Origin of the sequence: Pseudomonas sp. NFPP07 (assembly GCF_900115645.1) — a bacterium.
GTDB lineage: Bacteria > Pseudomonadota > Gammaproteobacteria > Pseudomonadales > Pseudomonadaceae > Aquipseudomonas > Aquipseudomonas chlororaphis.
Window position 1 is genome coordinate 887,109 of sequence record NZ_FOXG01000001.1, and the last position, 15,955, is coordinate 903,063.

Genomic DNA, 15,955 nt, shown 5'->3' on the forward strand with positions numbered 1-15,955 from the left:
GCCAGAAAGCCGCGCCACTTAAGGTCACACAGATGGACATGCAATCCCGAATTCGCCAGCTTTTTCAGGCCAGTATCGACACCAAGCAGCAGGCGATGGACGTACTTGCACCGCACATCGAGCAAGCCAGCCAGGTCATGGTCAACGCCCTGCTCAACGAAGGGAAAATGCTTTCCTGTGGCAACGGCGGCTCGGCCGGCGATGCCCAGCACTTCTCTTCCGAGCTGCTCAACCGTTTCGAGCGCGAGCGCCCGAGCCTGCCAGCCATTGCGCTGACCACCGACAGCTCGACGATCACCTCGATCGCCAACGACTACAGTTACAACGAAGTCTTTTCCAAGCAGATTCGCGCCCTGGGCCAGCCCGGCGATGTCCTGCTGGCGATCTCCACCAGCGGCAACTCGGCGAACATTATTCAAGCGATCCAGGCCGCACATGATCGAGAAATGACTGTCGTAGCATTGACCGGTCGCGATGGCGGCGGCATGGCATCCCTGTTATTGCCGGAAGATGTCGAGATTCGCGTACCGGCCAATGTCACTGCACGTATCCAGGAAGTCCACCTGCTGGCGATCCACTGCCTCTGCGACCTGATCGACAGCCAACTGTTCGGGAGTGAAGAATGACCCCTAATCGCCTTGGCCTACTGGCCCTGACCCTAGCCTTGAGCATCAGCGGTTGCAGCTCGGTGATTACTGCCACCCGCGAAAGCCCGATCGAAGATGACCGCGGCACCCGCACCTTCGGCAGCAAGATCGATGACTCACTGATCCAGACCAAAGTCGAAGTGAACGTCGCCAAGGCCAGTCCGGACCTGGACCACAATTCGCACATCGTGGTGACCAGTTTCAACGGTATCGTCCTGCTGGCCGGCCAGACCCCGCGCGCCGACCTCAAGACACTCGCCGAGCAGGCCGCCAGCGCCGTGCAACGGGTGAAGAAGGTCCACAACGAACTGCAGGTTCTGCCGCCCTCTTCCCTGCTGGCCCGGCAGAACGATGCCTGGCTGACCACCAAGATCAAGACCCAGATGCTGACCGATGCCAGCATTCCGGGCTCGCGCATCAAGGTCGTGACGGAAAACGGCATCGTCTACCTGCTGGGCCTGCTGACCCAACAGGAAGCCACCCAGGCGACCAATCTGGTACAGGGCGTTTCCGGCGTGCAGAAAATCGTCAAACTGTTTGAATACATCGACTGATGCAGGCGAAAGGTACGGGCACAAAAAAGGCGATCCGGATGGATCGCCTTTTTTATTACTTCACGACCTTCAGACTGGGTCGACCGCTTGGACGCGGCGGCTCGCTATCCGGTGGTGGAATATCATCATCCGGCTCGATTTCATCGTCCTCATCATCCACGGGCGACTCCAGATCGAACACCATGCCCTGACCATTCTCCCGGGCGTAAATGCCCAGGATCGCCGGCACAGGGACGTACAAGCTATGCGGGACGCCACCGAAGCGCCCCTCGAAAGTCACCACCTCGTTATCCATATGCAAATGGCGCACGGCACTCGGCGAAATATTCAGGACGATCTGTCCGTCACTGGCGAAACCCTGAGGCACCTGCACCGCCGGGTATTCGGAATTGACCAGCATATGCGGGGTGCAATCGTTGTCCACAATCCACTCGTAGAGCGCGCGGACCAGATAAGGTCGACTGGAGTTCATAGCGGCTCCTTAAGCCTTAGCGCATGTCGCGTTCGACGCCAGACAGACTTGCCTGGAACGTCTCACGGGCGAACTGGCGCTCCATGTAATCAAGCAACGGCTTGGCTTGCCGTGGCAATTCAATACCCAGGATCGGTAGCCTCCAGAGTATTGGTAATAGGCAGCAATCCACCAGACTTTGTTCCTCACTGAGGAAAAACGGCTTCTCCGCGAACAGCGGCGAAACGCCGGTCAGGCTCTCGCGCAGCTCTTTGCGAGCCTGAGCCCGAGCGGCTTCCTTGGTCCGGGAATCCAGGATCAGATCCACCAGCCCACACCAGTCACGCTGGATCCGGTGGATCAGCAGACGGCTGTTGGCACGCGCCACAGGGTAAACCGGCAGTAGTGGCGGGTGCGGGTAACGCTCATCCAGATATTCCATCACCACGGTCGACTCCCACAACGCCAGGTCACGATCGACCAGGGTGGGCAGACTGCCGTAAGGGTTCACTTCGATCAGCTTCGGCGGCTGACGCCCCGCCTCCACACTGATGATCTCGGCGCTGACACCCTTCTCTGCGAGCACGATACGTACCCGGTGGGAATAGTGGTCGGCGGGGTCGGAGTAACAGGCCAACCGATTGGTCACGCCCATGGCGGTCCTCCTCGCTTGTTGAAATTATCGGAAGCAGAAAAACGAGCGCGCCCAGAGGGCGCCTCCCGTAACGCCTGGATGATCCAGACTCGTTACACCTTCAGAGACGCCCTTGGGCGCGCACGATTAACAGCAATGAATTACAGCTTTATCAATGAACGTCTTTCCAGTATTCGCGCTTGAGCAGATAGGCGAATACGAAGAAGAAGGCCAGATACAGTAACACATAGGTGCCGATACGTTGATGCTCCAGCTTGACCGGGTTGGCCGAGTAGGCCAGGAAGGTCACCAGGTTCTTGACCTTCTCGTCGAACTGCTCTTCGTTGAGCGTGCCGGTTTTTGGCAGCACGGTCAGCTGGTCGCAAGCTTCATGGGTCAAAGCGGTACCGGTCAGCGGATCGTATTGCTTCTTGCCGTCTTCGACGATCTGCACCTGTTTGCAGCCAACAACCTGGCGACCCTGCAGGCCGACCAGGACGTTAGGCATACCTACGTTCGGGAAGACCTTGTTGTTCACGCCCCATGGACGCGCAGGGTCTTCGTAGAAGGAGCGCAGGTAACCATAGAGCCAGTCGGTACCACGCACACGAGCCACCAGGGTCAGGTCGGGCGGAGCCGCGCCGAACCAGGTCTTGGCGTCAGCCGGCTGCATGCCGATACTCATGTGATCGCCGATTTTCGCACCAGTGAACACCAGCTTGCTCATCATCAGATCGTGAGGAATCCCCAGATCGTCGGCAACGCGCTCATAGCGTTGGAACTTGGCGCTGTGACAGCCCATGCAGTAGTTGGCGAATGTCCGTGCGCCATCCTGCATAGCGGCCTTGTCGGAGACGTCGATGTCGACTTTTTCCAGCTCGGGACCACCGTGTTCGGCCGCAAAGGACAGTACAGGCATAGCAGCAAGAATCAGTACAGCAAATAGCTTTTTCATCAGCCAGTCACCCTTTCCGGAACCGGTTTGGTCTTCTCGAGCCTGGTGTAGAACGGCATCAGAATGAAGTAGGCGAAGTACAGGAAGGTACATACCTGCGACAGCAGCGTACGACCCGGCGTCGGCGCCAGAACGCCGAGGATCCCCAGGATCACGAACGAGATGCAGAACACCACCAGCCAGATCTTGCTCAGCCAGCCCTTGTAGCGCATGGATTTGACCGGACTGCGGTCAAGCCATGGCAGCACGAACAGCACGGCGATCGCCGCGCCCATCGCAATGACACCCAAGAGCTTGTCCGGAACCGCGCGCAGAATCGCGTAGAACGGGGTGAAGTACCAAACCGGGGCAATATGCTCAGGCGTCTTGAACGGGTTGGCCTGTTCGAAGTTCGGCTTCTCAAGGAAATAACCACCCATTTCCGGGAAGAAGAACACGATCGAGCAGAAGATGAACAGGAACACCACCACGCCGACGATGTCTTTCACGGTGTAGTACGGGTGGAAAGCGATGCCATCCAGCGGTACGCCGTTTTCGTCTTTGTGCTTCTTGATGTCCACACCATCCGGGTTGTTCGAACCGACTTCGTGCAGCGCCAGGATGTGCAGCACCACCAGACCGAGAATCACGATTGGCAGGGCCACTACGTGCAAGGCGAAGAAGCGGTTCAGGGTAATACCGGAAATCAGGTAGTCACCACGAATCCACTGGGTCAGGTCGTTACCGATGACCGGGATCGCACCAAACAACGAGATGATCACCTGGGCGCCCCAATAGGACATTTGCCCCCAAGGCAGCAGGTACCCCATGAAGGCTTCGGCCATCAGCGCCAGGTAGATCAGCATGCCGAACAGCCACACCAGCTCACGCGGCTTCTGGTACGAACCGTAGAGCAGGCCACGGAACATGTGCAGATAGACCACGATGAAGAACGCCGAGGCACCAGTGGAGTGCAGCAGACGCAGGATCGAGCCGTACTCGACGTCGCGCATGATGTATTCGACGGAAGCGAAAGCCTCTTCCGCCGACGGGGTGTAGCTCATGGTCAGCCAGACACCGGTGACGATCTGGTTAACCAGAACCAACAGAGCCAGGGAACCAAAGAAGTAGAAGAAGTTGAAGTTCTTCGGGGCGTAATACTTGCTGAGATGGTCTTCCCACATTTTGGTCGCGGGGAAGCGCGCATCAACCCAATCCATGAACTTGCTCATCACGCTTTCTCCGTATCGACGCCGATGACAATAAGGTCGTCCGACTCATAGGAATGCGGGGGTACTGGCAGGTTCAAAGGCGCGGGTTGCGACTTGTAGACGCGGCCAGCCAGATCGTAGTGGGAACCGTGGCAAGGGCAGAAATAGCCACCTACCCAATCCTTGCCCAGATCCGCAGGCGCCACTTCAGGGCGGAAAGTCGGTGAGCAACCCAGGTGGGTGCAGATACCGATCAGCAGCAGAATCTCTGGCTTGATCGAACGCACTTGCGGGTCGACGTAGGTTGGTTGGACAGAGTTCTTGGAGTCGGGGTCGGAAAGTTGACCCTCGATCTTTTTGAGATTCCCCAGGATTTCCTGTGTGCGGCGGACGATGAATACCGGCTGACCACGCCACTCAGCAATCATCTGCTGACCTGGGTCGATCTTGCTGATATTCACTTTCACCGGTGCCCCTGCGGCTTTCGCCTTGGCACTGGGAAACCATGACCCCACGAACGGGACCGCAGCCCCCACCGCTCCTGCAGCACCCACCACGGATGTGGCTGCTACAAGGAAGCGACGCCGGCCTGCATTCACGCCGTCATTGCTCATTCAGTCCTCTCCCATCAGCTTTGTGGCCTGTTAAATCAGGCATCTACTAAGTAAAAATCTGAACTTATAAAAATTTTGCCGAATGGTAATGAAAAGCCCCTACTCTGACAAGGTAATTACCAACTTGGCCCTGCCCCAAGCCCTGTAGTATAGGGGCTCTGCAGATGTGGCAAGTTGTCACAGCGCAAAATAATCGCCCATAAAAAAACGCCCAGCTCCGTAAGGAGACTGGGCGTTTTTTGAACGCGAAAGCGAATTAACGCTTCGAGTACTGCGGACGCTTACGCGCTTTACGCAGACCAACTTTCTTACGTTCAACTTCACGCGCATCACGGGTTACGAAACCGGCTTTACGCAGAGCGCTGCGCAGAGTTTCGTCGTAATCCATCAGAGCGCGAGTGATGCCGTGGCGGATTGCGCCAGCTTGGCCACTCACACCACCGCCGATAACGGTGACGTAGATGTCGAACTTCTCGACGGTCTCGGTCAGTTCCAGCGGCTGACGAACTACCATGCGGGCAGTTTCGCGGCCGAAGAAGTTATCCAGGGAGCGGTTGTTGATGGAGATGTTGCCAGTGCCCGGACGCAGGAAAACGCGTGCGGTTGCAGTCTTGCGACGGCCAGTGCCGTAATTTTGAGTCGCCGACATAATGAACTATTCCGTTAAATCTTCAGTTCTTGGGGCTGCTGAGCAGTATGAGGGTGTGCAGCGCCCGCATAGACTTTCAGCTTACGGTACATGTCGCGACCCAGCGGGTTCTTAGGCAGCATGCCTTTTACCGCGGTCTCGATCACGCGCTCAGGGGCCTTGGCGATCAGCTTTTCAAAGTTGATCGACTTGATGCCGCCCGGAAAACCGGAGTGGGAGTAGTACATTTTGTCAGTGGTTTTAGCGCCAGTAACACGTACTTGCTCAGCGTTGATCACGACGATGTAGTCACCGGTGTCGACGTGAGGGGTGTACTCAGGCTTGTGCTTGCCACGCAGACGGCTCGCGATTTCGGTGGCCAGACGACCCAGGGTCTGACCAGCAGCGTCGACGACAAACCAGTCGCGCTTAACTGTTTCCGGTTTAGCAGTAAAAGTTTTCATTCTTTATAGCCTCAGGGGCCGCCCTGTAAATTAGACGGCGGATCTTACTGAATAGTGCGTACTTTGACAAGTCAAAGGCAGCCGGATACAGACGCTATCGGGGGCTCGGGTCAGCGCGTCCGTTATACGGCAAGATTCTTCGGCAGGCGGCGCATCACTTCCACTGCAGAAAGAGCTGCGGAATTATGCAGATTGCGAAAAAAAATTCAACCTGCTTTTATGATTGTTTTGCCGAAGGAGCACCCGATGGACTATCGCCAGCTAGGCCGGACCGACCTGAACGTGAGTGCAATCTGCCTGGGAACCATGACCTGGGGCGAGCAAAACAGCGAGTCCGAGGCCTTAGCCCAGATCGAACGGGCCAAGGCTGCAGGGATCAATTTCATCGACACCGCCGAGATGTACCCGGTGCCGCCAAAGGCCGAAACCTACGCCACCACCGAGCGCTACATCGGTAACTGGTTCAAGGCTCGCGGCGATCGCGCCGACTGGATCCTCGCCAGCAAGATCGCCGGCCCCGGCAACACCATCGACTACATCCGCGACAACCAGCTCAAACACAACCGCAAGCACATAGTCGAAGCCGTGGACGCCAGCCTCAAGCGCCTGCAGACCGACTGGATCGACCTCTACCAGTTGCATTGGCCAGAGCGCAGCACCAACTTCTTCGGCCAACTGGGCTACAAGCACAAGGAAGAAGACTTCACCCCGCTGGAGGAAACCCTCGAAGCCCTGGACGAGCAGGTCAAGGCCGGCAAGATCCGCCACATTGGCCTGTCCAACGAAACGCCCTGGGGCACCATGAAGTTCCTGGCCCTGGCCGAGAGCCGCGGCTGGCCACGGGCGGTATCGATCCAGAACCCCTACAACCTGCTCAACCGCAGCTTTGAAGTGGGCCTGGCGGAAATCGCCATTCGCGAACAATGTGGATTGCTGGCCTATTCGCCACTGGCGTTCGGCTTCCTCTCCGGCAAATACGAAGGCGGCGCCCGCCCGGCCAAAGGCCGCCTGAGCCTGTACAGCCGCTTCAGCCGCTACTTCAACCCGCAATCGGAAGCGGCCTGCAGCCGCTATGTCGCCCTGGCCCGCGAGCACGGCCTGGATCCGGCGCAAATGGCCCTGGCATTCGTCACCCAGCAACCGTTCGTCACTAGCAACATTATTGGTGCGACCACCCTCGAACAACTGGACAGCAATATCGCCAGCCTTGAGCTGAAGCTGTCGAATGAGGTGCTGGCCGGCATCGAGGCGATCCACAAGGACCACCCGAACCCGGCGCCGTAACCTGCCCTCCCGAATAGAAGCGAGCTGGCCCGCCAAGCTCGCCTCTACTCGGGAGACAACGCGCTACAGGGAACGCGCGATGATTTCCTTCATGATCTCGTTAGTCCCGGCATAGATCCGCTGCACCCGCGCATCCGCCCAGGCCCGGGCCACCGGGTACTCCCACATAAAGCCGTAACCGCCGTGCAACTGCACGCATTCGTCGAGCACCTTGCATTGCAGGTCCGTGCCCCAGTACTTGGCCATGGCGGCGGTCGGTACATCGAGCTTGCCTTGCAGATGCAATTCCAGGCAGCGGTCGACGAAGACCCGGCCGATCTGGATCTCGGTGGCCATTTCCGCCAGTTTGAAGCGGGTGTTCTGGAAGTCGGCGATCGATTTGCCGAAAGCCTTGCGCTCGCGGGTGTACTCCAGGGTCCACTGCAATGCCGCCTCGGCTGACGCCAGACCGCCTACCGCCACCGTCAAACGCTCCTGCGGCAGCTCCTGCATCAGATAGGCAAAGCCCATTCCGGCCTGCCCCAGCAGGTTTTCCTTGGGTACGCGGACGTCCTGGAAGAACAGCTCGGAAGTGTCCTGGGCCTTCATCCCGACCTTTTCCAGGCGTTTGCCCTTGGAAAAACCGGGCGTATCCGCCTCTACCAGGAACAGGCTGGTGCCCTTGGCGCCGGCCTTCGGATCGGTCTTGGCCACGACAATCACCAGATCGGCCAGATAGCCGTTGGTGATAAAGGTCTTGGAGCCGTTGATCACATAGTCGTCACCGTCCAGCACTGCAGTGGTCTTGACCCCCTGCAGGTCGGAGCCGGCGCCCGGCTCGGTCATGGCGATGGCCGTGACCATCTCGCCGGACACCAGTTTCGGCAGGTACTTGTGCTTAAGCTCCTCGCTGCCGTAATGCAGGATGTAAGGCGCGACGATATCGGAATGCAGGGAGAAGCCGATACCAGTCAGACCAAGGCGCCCTACCTCCTCGATCACTACCGCGCTATAGAGGAAGTCAGCCCCCAGTCCGCCGTACTCCTCGGGGAGATGGGAGCAGAGCATTCCCGCCTCACCGGCCTTGTTCCACAAGGCGCGGTCGATGTAGCCCTGTTTTTCCCATTGCCCATGGAACGGTACGGCCTCCTTTTCCAGGAAGGTACGTACGCTGTCACGAAAGAGCTCATGCTCGGAGCTGAACAAGGTTCTGGGGATCATGGGGCCACCTGTCGTTATTGTTAGCCGGGATTGGCCCACAGAGCCTAAGCCCACGCGTACGACACAGGACACTGGACACTTCCGACAAAAAATAAGACGATCCAGCCGTCTGGTGACCACTTTCCCCTATAAGAACAATTGAATTATGTCTAACCAAACCTCCACGCCCTTGCGGCGCGTCAGCATCCTGGCCATCGACCGGGTTTTCGCCTCCACCCTCATGCAAGCCAAGGATTTCTTCCATCTGGCCAGCCTGCGCTACGGCAAGCAGCTGGGCCAGGGCCTGACCCCGGCCTTCGAAACCCGCCTGGTCAGCCCCGATGGCAAACCGGTATGCAGTTTCAGCAACGTGATCATGCCGGTGGACGGCGGCCTGGAAGATACCGACGTGATCATCCTCCCGGCGTTCTGGGACGATTTCGAAACCCTCTGCCAACGTTATCCACAGATCCTGCCCTGGCTGCGCCAGCAACACGCCCGCGGCGCCGTGCTCTGCGGCGAGGCCACCGGGGTGTTCTGGCTGGCCGAAGCCGGGTTGCTCGACGGCAAGGAAGCCACCACTTACTGGCGTTTCTTCAATGCCTTCAGCGAGCGCTTCCCCAAGGTCCAACTCAATCAGGACAAGCACCTGACCGACGCCGACAACCTGTATTGCGCCGGCGGCACCACTTCGGCCTGTGACCTGTACATCTATCTGATCGAGCGTTTCTGCGGCGCCAACGTGGCCCAGGCCGTGGCCCGCGACATCCTTTATGAAGTGCAGCGCAGCTATTCCCCGGGGCGTATCGGCTTTGGCGGCCAGAAGCTGCATCAGGACGTGATCATCCTGCAGATCCAGCACTGGCTCGAAGAGCACTTCGCCGACAAGTTCCGCTTCGAGGACGTAGCCCGCGAACATGGCATGAGCATTCGCAATTTCATGCGCCGCTTCCAGACCGCCACCGGCGACAAACCCCTGCATTACCTGCAGCGCCTGCGCATCGAAACCGCCAAGGGCCTGCTCTCGGGAACGCGCAAGAGCATCAAGACCATCAGCTACGAGGTCGGCTATGACGATGCGAGCTTCTTCGCCCGCCTGTTCCGCCAGCACACCGAGCTGTCACCGAACCAGTACCGGCAGCAGTTTCACCAACAAGCCGCGTAAATGAAAAAGGGCCTGCAATGCAGGCCCTTCTTTTTATCTGGAAACCGTTAAGGCTTGTGCGCCCGCGAGAGGAACTCGTGGGACTGCATTTCCAGCAGACGGCTGAGGGTGCGCTGGAACTCGAAGGTCAGGCGACCGCCGGTGTACAGATCCTTGAGCTCGACTTCAGCGGAAATGATCAGCTTGACGTTACGGTCGTAGAACTCGTCGACCATGTTGATGAAGCGACGGGCGATATCGTCGTTGGCGACGCTCATCTGCTCGACACCGCTGACCAGCACGGCGTGGAAGATCTTGCCCAGTTCGATGTAGTCGTTCTGGCTGCGTGGGCCATCGCACAGTTCGCGGAAGTCGAACCAGGCCACGTCATCGCAGGTACGCAGGGCGCGGATTTCGCGGTTCTCGACGATCAGCACATCGTTTTCCACCGCCTGGGTGCATTCCGGCGTCAGCGCGCGAAAGCTCTTGCGCAGGCTTTCGTGGGCCGCTTCGTCCAGCGGGAAGTGGAACAACTCGGCCTGTTCCAGGTGACGCAGGCGGTAGTCGACGCCACTGTCGACGTTGACGATCTCGGTGTGCTGCTTGATCAGGGCAATGGCCGGCAGGAAACGCGCACGTTGCAGGCCATCCTTATACAGACCGTCCGGCACGATGTTCGAGGTCGCCACCAGGGTCACGCCGTTCTTGAACAGCTCTTCCATCAGCGTGCCGAGGATCATGGCATCGGTAATGTCGGAAACGAAGAATTCGTCGAAGCAGATCACCCGGGCCTCATCGGCGAAGCGCTTGGCGATGATGGTCAGCGGGTTCTTCTCGCCGCCCAGGGTCTTCATCTCTTCGTGCACACGCTTCATGAAGCGGTGGAAGTGAGTACGGACCTTCTGCTTGAACGGCAGGGCTTCAAAGAAGGTATCGACCAGATACGTCTTGCCACGCCCTACTCCGCCCCAGAAGTACAGGCCCTTGACCGGCACCTGGTCTTTCTTGCCAAACAGCTTGCCCAGCAGGCCCGGCTTGTTGTTCGACGCGGCGATCAGATCGTCGTACAGGCGCTGCAAATGACGCACGGCAGTTTCCTGCGCAGCGTCGTGGAAGAACTCCGGGCGTTTCAGATCAGCTTGGTATCGTTCTAGGGGCGTCATAATTCGTTAGCAAGGCAACAAAAACGGGCCGTCACTGTAGCGACGGCCCTGGAGAATGGCAATCAGCCCTTGGTCGGGAGATTGCGGTTAGTCCTGCACAGGCGTCAGGGCGACGCGCAGCGCATCGATTGCCGCATCGCGGGCCGCCGCGTCGGCAAAGGCCGGGCTGTCGGCCACGCACTCGCCTTCCAACCAGACACTGAAACCCAGCGCTTCACTGCGCAGATCCAGCGCCTGGCCGGCTTGCAGTTGCTTGGTCACCGCACCTGCAGTCTTGCCATCGGCAAAGTTGCGCGACAGCAACAGTTGCTCGCCATCGGCGGCCAGCAGGCGGAAACGGAAGCTGCCGTCGTCTTCACGGAAGCTGACGAAGCGCGCGGCCTTGGCCGCTTTCTTCTTGGTGGTCGCCGCCACTTGTACCTGATTGACGAACGAACGCAGGCCCACGGCCTCGCGCAGCTCGTTGAGGAATGGCGTGGCCACGGCGCGGGCTTTCTTGGCGCCGGCCTGGAGGATGTCTTCCAGGTCCGAAGGACGCTCGATCAACTGGTGATAACGCTCGCGCGCCTCGCCCAACTGGTTGTCCAGCAGCTGGAACAGACGATTCTTCGCCTCGCCCCAACCCAGGCCCTGCAGCAGCTCGCTGCGGAATTCGTCGGCCTGGGCCGGCGTCGCGAAAGCCTGGAACAGGGTGAACAGGTGAGCGTTGTCAGGGTCCTTGGCTTCGCCAGGAGCGCGGGAGTCGGTGACGATGCGCGAGATCGCGTCCTTCATGTCCTTGGCGCTGCTGAACAACGGGATGGTGTTGTCGTAGCTCTTGGACATCTTGCGGCCATCGAGGCCCGGCAAGGTGGCGACGCTTTCCTCGATCAGCGCCTCGGGCATGGTGAAGAATTCCTTGCCCTGACCGAACAGATGGTTGAAGCGCTGGCCGATATCACGGGCCATTTCCACGTGCTGGATCTGGTCGCGACCGACCGGCACCTTGTGCGCGTTGAACATCAGGATGTCCGCGGCCATCAGCACCGGGTAGCTGTACAGGCCCATGGTGATGCCGGCATCCGGGTCTTCGCCGGTCTCGACGTTTTTATCCACCGAAGCCTTGTAGGCGTGAGCACGGTTGAGCAGGCCCTTGGCCGCCACGCAGGTCAGCAACCAGGTCAGTTCCGGGATTTCCGGGATGTCCGACTGGCGGTAAAAAGTCACGCGTTCCACATCCAGGCCACCGGCCAGCCAGGTCGCGGCGATTTCCAGGCGCGAGCGCTGGATACGCAGCGGGTCATCGCACTTGATCAGCGCGTGATAGTCGGCCAGGAAGTAGAACGAATCGGCATTGCTGTCGCGGCTGGCGAGGATCGCCGGGCGGATGGCGCCGGCGTAGTTGCCCAGGTGCGGCGTGCCGGTGGTGGTGATGCCGGTGAGGATGCGCGTACGAGTAGTCATGGGTAATCGCTTATCAGACTGCAATCAATTCGAGAGTCGTGGCAGCACCAGATCCTTGAGATCGGTGAGCTTGCCATGAAAAAAGTGTCCGCATTCTGCCACTTTCAGCAGCTCATGGGGGCGCTCAAGCGCGTCGGACCAGTCGTAGACCAGCTGCGGGTCGACCACTTCGTCGGTTTCCGGCTGGATCAGGGTCAGCGGGCAGTTCTGCGGCAGCAGGTCGCTATCGCGCAAACGCATCACGGCGGCGGCAACCATGAACAGGTGCTTGAGCGGCTCGCCGCGGGCTTCCAGGCGTCCGCCGAGGCTTGCGGCGACGAAGCCGCCGAAGGAGAAGCCGAGCAGGGTCATCGGCAAGTCCGGGTGCCTGGCCCGCAGCCATTCGGCAGCCGCCTGCGCGTCGTCGACTTCACCGCTGCCCATGTCGTGGCTGCCTTCGCTGGCGCCGACGCCACGGTAGTTGAAACGCAAGGTGATCAGGCCGGCGTCACGCGCCGTACGTTGCAGGGTCGAGACCACCTTGTTGAGCATGGTGCCGCCCTGCACCGGGTTCGGATGGCAGATCAGCGCCACGCCACGGGCGTCGGCGACATCCAGATACAAGGCTTCCAGTTGACCGACCGGGCCGGCAATCACTACGGGGGTTTCACGCATAAGCAAGGAAGGAACTCCGTGACCTCGAATCGGGTCGACTCGTCTAGCAAATTGTCTGTGCCAATCTATTGCGAGTGAATCGCGGTATACAGCGCAGGTTCGAGCCGTTAACGTAAAGCAAAGCCGTTTATAGAGGAAGGACTCGTGGAACACTCGCTCTTAGTTTGGTTGTTGCCGACTCTTGCCCTGATCGCGGGTGTCGCCATTGGATTTCTGGTCGCTCGCCTGCTGCCGAATGCCGCGCCTAACCGCACGCAACGTCAGCTGGATGATATTCAGGAACGTTTTGACAGCTATCAGAACGAAGTGGTCACCCACTTCAACAGCACCGCCACCCTGGTGAAAAAACTCACTCAAAGCTATCAGGAAGTGCAGGACCACCTCGCCGAGGGCGCCAACCGCCTGGCCCTGGACGAGTTGACCCGCCAACGCCTGCTGGCCGCGCTGCACTCCGACTCGGTGCAGGCTCCACGGGAACGCCTGACGCCACCGCGCGACCAGGAACCGCCAAGGGACTACGCGCCAAAGACGCCTAACGCGCCTGGCATGCTCGACGAGCATTATGGTCTGAAGAAGTAATCAGGCTTCGCGTCCAATAAAAAGCCCCCGGACCATTCGGTTGTCCGGGGGCTTTTTTGTATCTGGTGATTTGATAGCGACTGTGCCGACCTCTTCGCAGGCAAGCCCGCGAAGAGGTCGGCAAAGGCCACACACAAAAATGCCCGATCACAGGATCGGGCATTTCTTCATTCAAACGATCAGTTACGGATACTGCTGAACCGTACCCGGCTGTTGCTGCTGACCACCATACTGCTGGCCAGGAATCGCCTTGAGGTTCACTTCCACCCGACGGTTCTGCGCACGGCCATTGACGTCGCCGTTGCTGGCGATCGGGTTATCCGGGCCAGCGCCACGGGCCGACAGGTTGGCACCGCTGACACCTTGAGAGGTCAGGTAGGTCGCCACGCTCTGGGCGCGACGCTGGGACAGGTCCATGTTGTGCTGGCGGCTGCCGGTGCTGTCGGTGTAACCGACGATTTCGATCTGGTTCTGGTTGAACTCCTTGAGGGAGTTGGCCAGGTTGTTCAGCGGTTGATAGAAGCTTGGGGCGATGTTCGCCGAATCGGTGGCGAAGGTGATGTTGCCCGGCATGATCAGTTTGATCTGATCGCCCTGGCGCTGCACTTCGACCCCGGTATTGGCCATGCTGGCACGCAGTTTCTTTTCCTGCTGGTCGGCGTAGTAGCCGTAGCCGGCGGCGGAAGCGCCGACTACCGCGGCGCCGATCAGCGCGCCCTTGCCACGGTTGTTGTGGTCGATGGCGGCACCGGCCAGCGCACCGGCCAAGGCACCCAGGCCACCGTATTTTGCAGTTTTGCTCATGCCCGTGGAGCCGTCGGCCTGCCCCTGATTGTCATAGGGGTTAGGCGAAGCACAGCCGGACAACAAGGCCACAGCGGTAGCAACAACGATCAAACGACGCGAGGTGAACATGGAGAAGCTCCTACTTTTTTCATTCTGTGATGCAGCGGACGTTGGCAACAGACCTTTGCAGGCGTTTGAACACGGCCAATGACAAAAATTCCGTGAAACTTTTGACAGCAAAGGTCAGGCCCTGACAAAGGGATTTTCACGCATTTCATCGCCCAGGCGGGTGTCCGGACCATGCCCGGCCACCACAGTCGCGTCTTCGTCGAGGGTGTACAGACGCTGCTTGATCGAACGCACGATGGTGGCCTGGTCGCCCCCCCACAGATCCGTGCGCCCTACCCCGCGCTTGAACAACGTGTCGCCGGCAATCAGCAGCTTAGCCTCTGCGAACCAGAAGCTCATGGAACCTGGGGTATGTCCCGGCGTATGCAGGGCCACGCCGCAACCGCAGGCCAGCTCTTCGTCGTCCGCCAGCCAGCGATCCGGCGCCGGCACCGGCGTGTAAGGCACGCCGAACATGCTGCACTGCATTTCCAGGTTGTCCCAGAGGAACTGATCCTCCTTGTGCAGGTGCAGGGTTGCGCCGGTTTTCTCCTTCATCTGTCCGGAGGCCAGGAAGTGATCCAGGTGGGCATGGGTATGAATGATGCTCACCACCTTCAGCCCCAGCGCGTCGAGCCGCGCCATGATCAGGTCGGGATTGCCGCCCGGGTCGACGACGATGGCCTTTTTTGTAACAGGGTCGCCAATGATCGTGCAGTTGCACTGCAAGGGACCGACGGGGAAGGTTTCGCGAATAAGAGCAGGCTTGGCGGCTTCCATGGGATGTTCCTGAAGAAATCGATAGGCCATTCTCGCACAGCTTGCAGCCACTGCTTTGCCGCGTAATGCAGACAACGACAACTGCCGCCCGCGCCCCCGGGGCGGCAATCATTCACAGTCAGAACGCCAACTGCAGGGTTTCCTCGCCTTCCAACGCCAGCAGAAACTGCTTGGCCTGCAGGCCGCCGGCAAAACCGGTGAGGCTGCCCGAGGCGCCGATCACCCGGTGGCAAGGCGCGATGATCGAGATCGGGTTCCGGCCATTGGCCGCACCGACTGCGCGCACGGCCTTGGGACTGCCCACCTGCGCGGCAATCTGGCTGTAGCTGCGGGTTTCACCGAAAGGAATGGTCAGCAGCGCCTGCCAGACCTTGCGCTGGAACTCGGTGCCGACAAAGTCCAGTTCCAGTTCGAAGCGATCGCGGCTGCCGGCAAAGTACTCCTTGAGCTGGCGCTCGGTTTCCAGCAAGACCGGATGATCGTCGGCAGGCTGCAACGGGCCGAGACGCACCCGGTTTTCGCGTTCGTTCTCCCAGAGAATCGCGGCGAGCTTCGTGCCTCTGGCAACCAGGGTCAGTTGACCGACGGGCGAGTTGATCAATTTGAATACGCAGGACATGGCAAGCCTCCTTTATCTTCCAGGGAGATCAGGCCCGGACCTGGCCTTCATCTCGGTACGCCTGCACTGTAGATCGACA

19 protein-coding genes are annotated in these 15,955 nt (G+C 59.5%); 5 read left to right on the top strand and 14 right to left on the bottom strand.

Annotated elements, in window-relative coordinates; genetic code table 11:
- Positions 1 to 32: 32 nt before the first annotated feature.
- Complete coding sequence (locus tag BM019_RS04160; RefSeq protein ID WP_092417681.1) at positions 33 to 626, top strand: phosphoheptose isomerase; 594 nt, start codon at positions 33 to 35, stop codon at positions 624 to 626.
- Positions 623 to 1,201, top strand: a complete 579-nt coding sequence (locus BM019_RS04165) for a BON domain-containing protein (RefSeq protein ID WP_007928462.1) — start codon at positions 623 to 625, stop codon at positions 1,199 to 1,201. The genes BM019_RS04160 and BM019_RS04165 overlap by 4 nt, the downstream gene beginning before the upstream one ends.
- A gap of 55 nt (positions 1,202 to 1,256) precedes the next feature.
- Here BM019_RS04165 and BM019_RS04170 read toward each other — a convergent pair whose 3' ends face one another.
- The 7 genes from BM019_RS04170 to rplM all read right to left on the bottom strand — a co-directional run bounded on the left by BM019_RS04170 (position 1,257) and on the right by rplM (position 6,137).
- Positions 1,257 to 1,673 carry a ClpXP protease specificity-enhancing factor gene (locus BM019_RS04170; protein ID WP_062824693.1) on the bottom strand — a complete coding sequence of 139 codons (417 nt, stop codon included), beginning with the start codon at positions 1,671 to 1,673 and terminating at the stop codon, positions 1,257 to 1,259.
- Positions 1,674 to 1,689: 16 nt separating this feature from the next.
- Positions 1,690 to 2,307 carry a glutathione S-transferase N-terminal domain-containing protein gene (locus BM019_RS04175; RefSeq protein WP_007928460.1) on the bottom strand — a complete coding sequence of 206 codons (618 nt, stop codon included), beginning with the start codon at positions 2,305 to 2,307 and terminating at the stop codon, positions 1,690 to 1,692.
- A gap of 151 nt (positions 2,308 to 2,458) precedes the next feature.
- Positions 2,459 to 3,241: a cytochrome c1 gene (locus BM019_RS04180; protein ID WP_007928459.1), complete on the bottom strand. Its 783-nt coding sequence runs from the start codon at positions 3,239 to 3,241 to the stop codon at positions 2,459 to 2,461.
- Complete coding sequence (locus BM019_RS04185) at positions 3,241 to 4,452, bottom strand: cytochrome b (protein WP_007928456.1); 1,212 nt, start codon at positions 4,450 to 4,452, stop codon at positions 3,241 to 3,243. Before BM019_RS04185 ends, BM019_RS04180 begins: the two co-directional genes overlap by 1 nt.
- The gene (gene petA, locus BM019_RS04190; RefSeq protein WP_009045522.1) at positions 4,452 to 5,045 is read right to left on the bottom strand and encodes a ubiquinol-cytochrome c reductase iron-sulfur subunit; all 594 of its coding nucleotides are present in this window, start codon (positions 5,043 to 5,045) and stop codon (positions 4,452 to 4,454) included. The genes BM019_RS04185 and petA overlap by 1 nt, the downstream gene beginning before the upstream one ends.
- 256 nt (positions 5,046 to 5,301) lie before the next feature.
- Positions 5,302 to 5,694, bottom strand: a complete 393-nt coding sequence (rpsI, locus tag BM019_RS04195; RefSeq protein WP_003228056.1) for a 30S ribosomal protein S9 — start codon at positions 5,692 to 5,694, stop codon at positions 5,302 to 5,304.
- Positions 5,695 to 5,708: 14 nt separating this feature from the next.
- Complete coding sequence (gene rplM / locus BM019_RS04200) at positions 5,709 to 6,137, bottom strand: 50S ribosomal protein L13 (protein ID WP_007928449.1); 429 nt, start codon at positions 6,135 to 6,137, stop codon at positions 5,709 to 5,711.
- A gap of 246 nt (positions 6,138 to 6,383) precedes the next feature.
- Here rplM and BM019_RS04205 point away from each other — a divergent pair, with 246 nt between their 5' ends.
- Positions 6,384 to 7,421 carry an NADP(H)-dependent aldo-keto reductase gene (locus BM019_RS04205; RefSeq protein WP_092417682.1) on the top strand — a complete coding sequence of 346 codons (1,038 nt, stop codon included), beginning with the start codon at positions 6,384 to 6,386 and terminating at the stop codon, positions 7,419 to 7,421.
- A gap of 63 nt (positions 7,422 to 7,484) precedes the next feature.
- On the opposite strand, the gene BM019_RS04210 is transcribed toward BM019_RS04205, so the two are convergent.
- Entirely contained in the window at positions 7,485 to 8,639 is a 1,155-nt protein-coding gene (locus tag BM019_RS04210) for an acyl-CoA dehydrogenase family protein (RefSeq protein WP_175510588.1), read from the bottom strand.
- 226 nt (positions 8,640 to 8,865) lie between these two features.
- On the opposite strand from BM019_RS04210, the gene BM019_RS04215 reads away from it, so the two are divergent.
- Positions 8,866 to 9,765: a GlxA family transcriptional regulator gene (locus BM019_RS04215; protein WP_172963002.1), complete on the top strand. Its 900-nt coding sequence runs from the start codon at positions 8,866 to 8,868 to the stop codon at positions 9,763 to 9,765.
- Between the two features lie 47 nt (positions 9,766 to 9,812).
- Here BM019_RS04215 and zapE read toward each other — a convergent pair whose 3' ends face one another.
- The 3 genes from zapE to BM019_RS04230 all read right to left on the bottom strand — a co-directional run bounded on the left by zapE (position 9,813) and on the right by BM019_RS04230 (position 13,004).
- Positions 9,813 to 10,907: a cell division protein ZapE gene (gene zapE / locus BM019_RS04220; RefSeq protein ID WP_092417683.1), complete on the bottom strand. Its 1,095-nt coding sequence runs from the start codon at positions 10,905 to 10,907 to the stop codon at positions 9,813 to 9,815.
- 87 nt (positions 10,908 to 10,994) lie between these two features.
- Positions 10,995 to 12,350 (bottom strand): tryptophan--tRNA ligase, encoded by a 1,356-nt coding sequence (locus BM019_RS04225; RefSeq protein ID WP_092417684.1) that lies wholly within the window; start codon positions 12,348 to 12,350, stop codon positions 10,995 to 10,997.
- Positions 12,351 to 12,374: 24 nt separating this feature from the next.
- On the bottom strand, positions 12,375 to 13,004 hold the full coding sequence (locus BM019_RS04230; RefSeq protein WP_037035259.1) for an alpha/beta hydrolase: 630 nt from the start codon (positions 13,002 to 13,004) through the stop codon (positions 12,375 to 12,377).
- A gap of 144 nt (positions 13,005 to 13,148) precedes the next feature.
- Here BM019_RS04230 and BM019_RS04235 point away from each other — a divergent pair, with 144 nt between their 5' ends.
- The gene (locus tag BM019_RS04235) at positions 13,149 to 13,583 is read left to right on the top strand and encodes a Z-ring associated ZapG family protein (protein ID WP_007928428.1); all 435 of its coding nucleotides are present in this window, start codon (positions 13,149 to 13,151) and stop codon (positions 13,581 to 13,583) included.
- A gap of 183 nt (positions 13,584 to 13,766) precedes the next feature.
- Here BM019_RS04235 and BM019_RS04240 read toward each other — a convergent pair whose 3' ends face one another.
- From BM019_RS04240 to BM019_RS04250, 3 genes are all read right to left on the bottom strand, one after another.
- Positions 13,767 to 14,498, bottom strand: a complete 732-nt coding sequence (locus BM019_RS04240) for a YiaD family glycine zipper/OmpA-like lipoprotein (protein WP_009045527.1) — start codon at positions 14,496 to 14,498, stop codon at positions 13,767 to 13,769.
- 114 nt (positions 14,499 to 14,612) lie between these two features.
- The gene (locus BM019_RS04245) at positions 14,613 to 15,257 is read right to left on the bottom strand and encodes an MBL fold metallo-hydrolase (protein WP_009045528.1); all 645 of its coding nucleotides are present in this window, start codon (positions 15,255 to 15,257) and stop codon (positions 14,613 to 14,615) included.
- 118 nt (positions 15,258 to 15,375) lie between these two features.
- Entirely contained in the window at positions 15,376 to 15,876 is a 501-nt protein-coding gene (locus BM019_RS04250; RefSeq protein WP_009045529.1) for a methylated-DNA--[protein]-cysteine S-methyltransferase, read from the bottom strand.
- Positions 15,877 to 15,955: the final 79 nt, after the last annotated feature.

Coding starts and splice junctions, on each gene's coding strand:
- BM019_RS04160 (WP_092417681.1), top strand. CDS start 33: ATGGACATGCAATCCCGAATTCGCCAGCTTTTTCAGGCCAGTATCGAC.
- BM019_RS04165 (WP_007928462.1), top strand. CDS start 623: ATGACCCCTAATCGCCTTGGCCTACTGGCCCTGACCCTAGCCTTGAGC.
- BM019_RS04170 (WP_062824693.1), bottom strand. CDS start 1,673: ATGAACTCCAGTCGACCTTATCTGGTCCGCGCGCTCTACGAGTGGATT.
- BM019_RS04175 (WP_007928460.1), bottom strand. CDS start 2,307: ATGGGCGTGACCAATCGGTTGGCCTGTTACTCCGACCCCGCCGACCAC.
- BM019_RS04180 (WP_007928459.1), bottom strand. CDS start 3,241: ATGAAAAAGCTATTTGCTGTACTGATTCTTGCTGCTATGCCTGTACTG.
- BM019_RS04185 (WP_007928456.1), bottom strand. CDS start 4,452: ATGAGCAAGTTCATGGATTGGGTTGATGCGCGCTTCCCCGCGACCAAA.
- petA (WP_009045522.1), bottom strand. CDS start 5,045: ATGAGCAATGACGGCGTGAATGCAGGCCGGCGTCGCTTCCTTGTAGCA.
- rpsI (WP_003228056.1), bottom strand. CDS start 5,694: ATGTCGGCGACTCAAAATTACGGCACTGGCCGTCGCAAGACTGCAACC.
- rplM (WP_007928449.1), bottom strand. CDS start 6,137: ATGAAAACTTTTACTGCTAAACCGGAAACAGTTAAGCGCGACTGGTTT.
- BM019_RS04205 (WP_092417682.1), top strand. CDS start 6,384: ATGGACTATCGCCAGCTAGGCCGGACCGACCTGAACGTGAGTGCAATC.
- zapE (WP_092417683.1), bottom strand. CDS start 10,907: ATGACGCCCCTAGAACGATACCAAGCTGATCTGAAACGCCCGGAGTTC.
- BM019_RS04225 (WP_092417684.1), bottom strand. CDS start 12,350: ATGACTACTCGTACGCGCATCCTCACCGGCATCACCACCACCGGCACG.
- BM019_RS04230 (WP_037035259.1), bottom strand. CDS start 13,004: ATGCGTGAAACCCCCGTAGTGATTGCCGGCCCGGTCGGTCAACTGGAA.
- BM019_RS04240 (WP_009045527.1), bottom strand. CDS start 14,498: ATGTTCACCTCGCGTCGTTTGATCGTTGTTGCTACCGCTGTGGCCTTG.
- BM019_RS04245 (WP_009045528.1), bottom strand. CDS start 15,257: ATGGAAGCCGCCAAGCCTGCTCTTATTCGCGAAACCTTCCCCGTCGGT.
- BM019_RS04250 (WP_009045529.1), bottom strand. CDS start 15,876: ATGTCCTGCGTATTCAAATTGATCAACTCGCCCGTCGGTCAACTGACC.